This is a genomic window from Rhodobium orientis (assembly GCF_003258835.1).
Lineage (GTDB): Bacteria > Pseudomonadota > Alphaproteobacteria > Rhizobiales > Rhodobiaceae > Rhodobium > Rhodobium orientis.
Genome location: NZ_NPEV01000006.1, coordinates 45,188 through 51,239 on the forward strand (window position 1 = coordinate 45,188; position 6,052 = coordinate 51,239).

Annotated in this window: 5 protein-coding genes; all 5 read right to left on the reverse strand. The window is 66.7% G+C overall.

Annotated features, from left to right (window positions below):
- The 5 genes from CH339_RS04565 to CH339_RS04585 all read right to left on the reverse strand — a co-directional run bounded on the left by CH339_RS04565 (position 1) and on the right by CH339_RS04585 (position 5,987).
- Positions 1 to 990 carry an aldose epimerase family protein gene (locus CH339_RS04565; protein WP_111433105.1) on the reverse strand — a complete coding sequence of 330 codons (990 nt, stop codon included), beginning with the start codon at positions 988 to 990 and terminating at the stop codon, positions 1 to 3.
- Positions 991 to 1,017: 27 nt separating this feature from the next.
- Positions 1,018 to 2,325 carry a xylose isomerase gene (gene xylA / locus CH339_RS04570; RefSeq protein WP_111433106.1) on the reverse strand — a complete coding sequence of 436 codons (1,308 nt, stop codon included), beginning with the start codon at positions 2,323 to 2,325 and terminating at the stop codon, positions 1,018 to 1,020.
- Positions 2,322 to 3,782, reverse strand: coding sequence for a xylulokinase (gene xylB / locus CH339_RS04575; protein WP_111433107.1), 1,461 nt, complete (start codon positions 3,780 to 3,782; stop codon positions 2,322 to 2,324). The genes xylA and xylB overlap by 4 nt, the downstream gene beginning before the upstream one ends.
- Positions 3,783 to 3,849: 67 nt before the next feature.
- Entirely contained in the window at positions 3,850 to 4,641 is a 792-nt protein-coding gene (locus tag CH339_RS04580; protein ID WP_111433108.1) for an ATP-binding cassette domain-containing protein, read from the reverse strand.
- Between the two features lie 17 nt (positions 4,642 to 4,658).
- Positions 4,659 to 5,987: a sugar ABC transporter permease gene (locus CH339_RS04585; RefSeq protein WP_111433109.1), complete on the reverse strand. Its 1,329-nt coding sequence runs from the start codon at positions 5,985 to 5,987 to the stop codon at positions 4,659 to 4,661.
- Positions 5,988 to 6,052: the final 65 nt, after the last annotated feature.

Sequence of the window (6,052 nt, forward strand, 5' to 3'; positions counted from 1 at the left end):
TCAGACCTTTTCGAAAACGTATTGTGTGACGTGCTCGTAGACGTCGCCGGGGCGCAGGACCGCGGAGGGAAAGCCCTCATGGTTCGGCGCATCGGGCCAGACCTGCGGCTCCAGGCAGAGGCCGCCGCGCGGGCCATAACGGCGCCCATCGAGACCCGGCACCGGCGGGCCGACGCCCTCGCCCGTATAGACCTGAAGGCCCGGCTCGGTCGTCATCACGTCCATGACAAGGCCGCCCGCCGTGACCTTTGCAGCAAACTCCGGCTCTTTCCGGCGCTTGTCGGCAAGGCAGAAATTGGTGTCGAGGCTGGTCCCCGCAAGTTCTCGGGCTTGCCGGAAATCGAACGGCGTGCCAGCGACCGGCGCCGCCTCCCCCGTCGGCACCATCCTATCGTCGACGGGCGTAAAGGTCTCCGCGGCGATCTCCAGCCGGTGGCCGTCGATGGTCTCCGAGCCGTCGAGATTGAAATAGCCGTGGGTGGTGACGTTCATCAGCGTCGGCGCGTCGGTCGTCGCGACAATGTCGAGATCCAGCACGCCGCCGGGGTTCAGGCGATAGACCGCGATGACCTCGACCTTGCCCGGATAGCCCGCCGCACCGCGCGGCGAAATCAGCGTGAGCGTCGCCCAGTCGTCATCGGCATCGACGATCTCCCAGACCGCGTCGGAAAAGCCGGCGCTGCCGCCATGGAGGTGGGTGACGCCGTTCTCGTTGCAGTCGAGCTGGTAGTCGATGCCGTCGAGGGAGAAGCGGCCGCCGCCGATGCGGTTCGCAAAGCGTCCGGCGAGGACCCCGAAATGGCGGGCGTGGGCCTGATAGTCGGCGACACTGTTCATGCCGAGCACCAGCGGATGGGCGATGCCGTCCATCCGGATGTCGTGCACCAGGGCGCCGAGGGTGAGCAGCTTGACCGTGAGCCCGCCGCCGCAAAGCGTGATGACCTCGACGGGTTCCCCGGATGCCGTTTCGCCAAATTTCGCAATCGTCATCCGAAGGTCCTTTTCCCGCTCACCCGGTCAGACGAAGCGGTTGACCAGGTTTTCCAGAAATTCCTGCCGGCCGGAGCGCGGCTTCGGGTCGAGCCCGTCCCGCTCCACCCGTTCGGCGATGTCGGCAAGGCTGCGCTGGCCGGAAAGCATCGCCTTTGCCTCCGGCGTCTCCCAGCCGGCATAGCGGTCGTCGACGAAGCTGGCAAGGGAGCCGTCTTCGAGCATGGCGGCGGCGCCGAGCAGCGCGCGGGCGCAGACGTCCATGCCGCCGGCATGGCCATGCACCAGATCGACCGGGTCGAGGGACTGGCGCCTGAGCTTGGCGTCGAAGTTGAAACCGCCGGTCGCAAAGCCGCCGCCCTTCAGGATGTAATAGATGGCGAGCGCCAGTTCGGGCACGTTGTTGGGGAACTGGTCGGTGTCCCAGCCGGACTGGTAGTCGTTGCGGTTGGCATCGACCGAACCGAAGATGCCGTAGGCCTGCGCCGCGCAGATCTCGTCCTCGAAGGAATGGCCGGCAAGGACGGCGTGGCCGACCTCGATGTTGACCTTGACCTCCTTTTCCAGGCCGTAGCGCTGCAGGAAGGCGAACACGGCCGAGACGTCGAAATCGTACTGGTGGCGGGTCGGTTCCTGGGGTTTGGGCTCGATCAGGATGGTGCCGTCGAAGCCGATCTTGTGCTTGTGTTCCACGACCAGCGACAGGAAGCGGCCGAGCTGGTCGAGCTCGCGCTTGATGTCGGTGTTGAGCAGCGTCTCGTAGCCCTCGCGGCCGCCCCACAGCACGTAGTTGGCGCCGCCGAGGTCCTTGGTGACCTCAAGGCAGTTCTTCACCTGCCCCGCAGCATAGGCAAAGACGTCCGGGTCCGGATTGGTCGCGGCACCGGCCATGTAGCGCTTGTTGGAAAAGAGGTTCGCCGTGCCCCAGAGGAGCCGGGTCTTCGACGTCTCCATCTTGCTGGCGAAATAGCCGGCGATCTCGCGGACATTGCGGTTCGATTCGGAAAGGCTCTCGCCTTCCGGCGCGATGTCGCGATCGTGGAAGGTGAAGAACGGCGCGCCGAGGAGGTCGAACAGCTCGAAGGCGACATCCGCTTTTAGTTTGGCGTCCTTCATGGCATCGCCGAACCAGGGCCGGTCGAAGGTCTGGCCGCCGAACGGATCGCCGCCCGGCCAGCAGAAGGAGTGCCAGTAGCAGACGGCCATGCGCAGATGGTCTTCCATGCGCTTGCCGAGCACCTCGCGGTCCGGATCGTAGAACCGGAAAGACAGCGGGTCGGTGCTGTCCGGGCCCTGGTAGCGGACCGGTTCGATGCCCTTGAAGAAATCGCTCATTTGCTCATGACCTCCTTGATTGCCGGATAGAGCGCGCGGTAGCGCCCGTAGCCGTCGTCGTAGCGGGCGGCAAGGGCCGCATCGGGCTCAACGACCGCCTCGATGTCGGGTTTGGTGCAGATCTCCGTGGGGTCCGCGCCGGTGGCGGCGACGAGGCCCAGACGGGCGGCGCCGAAGGCCGCCCCGGTCTCGCCGCCATGGGGGATTTCCAGCGGCCGATTGAGGATCGACGCGGCGATCTTCAGCCACAGGGCCGAGCGGGCGCCGCCGCCGACGGCGAGCGCGCTCGAAATGTCCGTGCCAGCGGCGTTCAGGACCCTGAGGCAGTCCCGGAACGCATAGCCGACGCCCTCCATCACCGCCCGGGTCATCACCGCCCGGTCGCAGGAATGGTCGATGCCGACGAAGACGCCGCGGGCGTCCGCATCGTTGTGTGGCGTGCGCTCGCCGGAGAGATAGGGCAGGAAGACGACCGGCGACGGGGCGGCAACGTCCATGCCGGCTTCTGCGGTGAGTTCAGGCGCCGAGCGGCCAGTCAGCGTTGCCAGCCAGTTGAGGCTGTCCGTGGCCGACAGGATGACGCCCATCTGGTGCCAGGTGTCCGGCACGGCGTGGCAGAAGGCGTGGACGGCGCCGTCGGTGTTGGGGGCGAAGGCGGCATTGGAGACGAAGAGGACACCGGAGGTGCCGAGGGAAAGGAACGCGCTTCCGGGCGTGATCGTGCCCATGCCGCAGGCAGACGCCGCATTGTCGCCGCCGCCGCCGGCGATGACAACGTTGCCGGAAATACCCCAACGCTCGCGCAGCTCGTCACGCAGGTTTCCCGTCGCGTCCGTGCCTTCGGCGAGCGTCGGCATCTGGCTCTCATTGAGGCCCGTGGCGTCCAGCAACTCATCCGACCAACGGCGGCCGGCGACGTCGAGCCAGAGGGTGCCGGCCGCATCCGACATGTCGGATGCATACACGCCGGCAAGCCGCAGACGGACATAGTCCTTGGGCAGCAGCACCTTGGCGATCTGCGCAAAAACCTCGGGCTCGTGCTTCCGCACCCACTCGATCTTAGGCGCGGTGAAGCCCGGCATGGCGATGTTGCCGGCAATGGCGCGAAGGCTCGGGCAGCGCTCTTCCAGTTCGCGGCATTCCGCCGCCGAGCGGCCGTCGTTCCAGAGGATCGCCGGACGTAGCACGTTGTCGTCGGCGCCGAGCAGCGTGGCGCCGTGCATCTGGCCGGAAAGGCCGATGCCGGCAACGGCCGCCAGCTCCTTGGGGTGGCTCTTTGCGATGCTGTCGATGGTCGCAAGCGTTGCCTGCCACCAGTCTTCAGGGCTCTGCTCCGACCAGCCGGACTGGGGCCTTGAGACGGAGAGATCGGAGGTGGCGCTGGCCAGAACGGTCTGGCCGGCGTCGATCAGCACCGTCTTGACGGAGGAGGTGCCGATATCGATGCCGAGATACACGTTTTTTTCCTATTGTTGGGCGGCGCGGCCGGACGGCCGCACCGGAGTGTTTCTGTCTTTGCGGCGCTCAGGCCGCGTCGCGTTCCAGCGCGCCGGGACCGGGCGTGGCGGCGGCCGGGCACTTGCCGAGGATGATCATGCCGAGCACCTCGTCCTTGGTGACCTCGCTGGTGCGCGCGGTGCCGACGAGGCGACCGTTCTTGATGACGCTGACCCGGTCGGCGAGGTCGAAGACGTCGTGCAGGTCGTGGCTGATGAGGAAGATGCCGATCCCCTCCTTCTTGAGCTGGATCGTCAGGTCCGCCACCTGCTTGGTCTCCTGGGGTCCGAGCGCCGCGGTCGGCTCGTCCATGATCAGGGCCTTGGCATTGAAATAGATCGCGCGGGCGATCGCCACCGACTGGCGCTGGCCGCCGGAGAGCGCCTTAACCGGTGCTTTAAACTTGGCGAAGTTGGGGTTCAGCCGGTTCATCACCTTGCGGGTCTCGGCCTCCATGGCGACGTCGTCGAGGGTGCCCCAACCGGTCATCAGTTCGCGGCCGAGGAAGAGGTTGGCGGGCGCGTCCTGGTTGTCGGCGAGCGCCAGCGTCTGGTAGATGGTCTCGATGCCGTAGTGCTTGGCGTCGCGCGGATTGTTGATGTTGGCGACCTCGCCATTGACCTTGATGGTGCCGCTGTCGCGCTTGATCGCACCGGACAGCATCTTGATGAGCACGGTCTTGCCGGCGCCATTGTGGCCGAGGATGCCCATCACCTCGCCCGGATAGAGGTCGACCGAGACGTGGTCGACGGCGTGGACGCCGCCGAACGACTTGCACATGTCGATCATTTCGATAAGGGGCGTGTTCGATCCCTGCATGGCGGAATTCCTTCCTGTCACGTCCGCTTGCGGTACATGGTGTCGACCCAGACGGCGATGACCAGAACGATGCCGACGACGATGTTCTGCAGCGGAGAGTCGATGCCCATCAGCACCATGCCCGACTGCAGCGACTGCATGACCACGGCGCCGAGCATGGCGCCGGCGATGGTGCCGACGCCGCCGGCAAGCGATGTGCCGCCGATGACGGTGGCGGCGATGACGTAGAGCTCGTCGAGGGTGCCTTGCGCGTTGGTCGCGGCATTGAGCCGGGCCGTGGAGATCGCCGAGCCGATGGCGCACAGCATGCCCATGACCATAAAGACAAGCATGGTGGTGCGGCGGGTGTTGATGCCGGCCAGTTCCGCCGCTTCCGGATTACCGCCGATGGCAAAGACGTAGCGGCCGAACTTGGTGCGGGTGGCAACGAAGGTCATGACGACGCCGACGCCGAGCGCGACCAGGACCGGCACGGCAAGGCCATGGGAAATGAACAGGCCGCCCTCCGGGATCGGGATGCCGTTGGCCTCGGCGTAGCGCTCGGCGATGCGCCGCGGCCAGGGATAGGAATTGGCCACCGTGACGGCCCCGAGCACGACCGCGCAGCCGATGGCGCCGAGGGTGAACTCGGCCCAGATCGGCCGCAGCGGGAAATTGAAGCGCTGCCTTTGCGTGCGGCCGTAGCGCAGCAGCGCGATGATGGCGAGGCAAGCGACGATGCCGATGATCCAGCTCGCCGTCGCGCCGACGGCGCCGTCGACGCCGCCGCCCATGAGCTTGAAGTTGCCGTCCATCGGCGCGACCGTCCGGCCCGATGTCACCCACCAGGCGGCGCCGCGCCAGGCGAGCAGGCCGCCGAGGGTGACGATGAAGGCGGGCACGCCCAGATAGGAGATCACATAGCCGTGCAGCATGCCGATGGCGCCGCCGAGCACGACGCCGACGGCAAGCGCGATGGCCCATGTCGCCGGGTGCTCGTAGCCGAGATATTGCGGGATCTCGATCGCCTGGGTGACGCCCATGATCATGCCGATGAAGCCGAGCACGGAGCCGACCGACAGGTCGATGTTGCGGGTGACGATGACCAGCACCATGCCGGTCGACATGACCGCGATGGACGAGGTCTGGACGGAGAGGTTCCAGAGATTGCGCGGGGTCAGGAAGACGCCGCCCGAGGCGATGTCGAAGCCGATCCACAGGACGATCAGCGCGCCGATCATGCCGAGAAGGCGGGTGTCGAGTTCCGTTGCCTGGAAGAAGCGGGCGACGGGACTGCGGGTTCCGGACCGGGCCTTGCCGGGCGTGGCCGCCGCGCCGGCGGTTTCGGCGTTGTTGTGCGATGACATGGTCGCTGCCCTTCGGGGGTCCGCGCCGACAACACAAAAAGCTGCTCCCGCGCCGGCTCACGCAC

Excerpts from the sequence above, each read along its gene's own strand:
- CH339_RS04565 (WP_111433105.1), bottom strand. The coding sequence starts at position 990 with ATGACGATTGCGAAATTTGGCGAAACGGCATCCGGGGAACCCGTCGAG.
- xylA (WP_111433106.1), bottom strand. The coding sequence starts at position 2,325 with ATGAGCGATTTCTTCAAGGGCATCGAACCGGTCCGCTACCAGGGCCCG.
- CH339_RS04580 (WP_111433108.1), bottom strand. The coding sequence starts at position 4,641 with ATGCAGGGATCGAACACGCCCCTTATCGAAATGATCGACATGTGCAAG.
- CH339_RS04585 (WP_111433109.1), bottom strand. The coding sequence starts at position 5,987 with ATGTCATCGCACAACAACGCCGAAACCGCCGGCGCGGCGGCCACGCCC.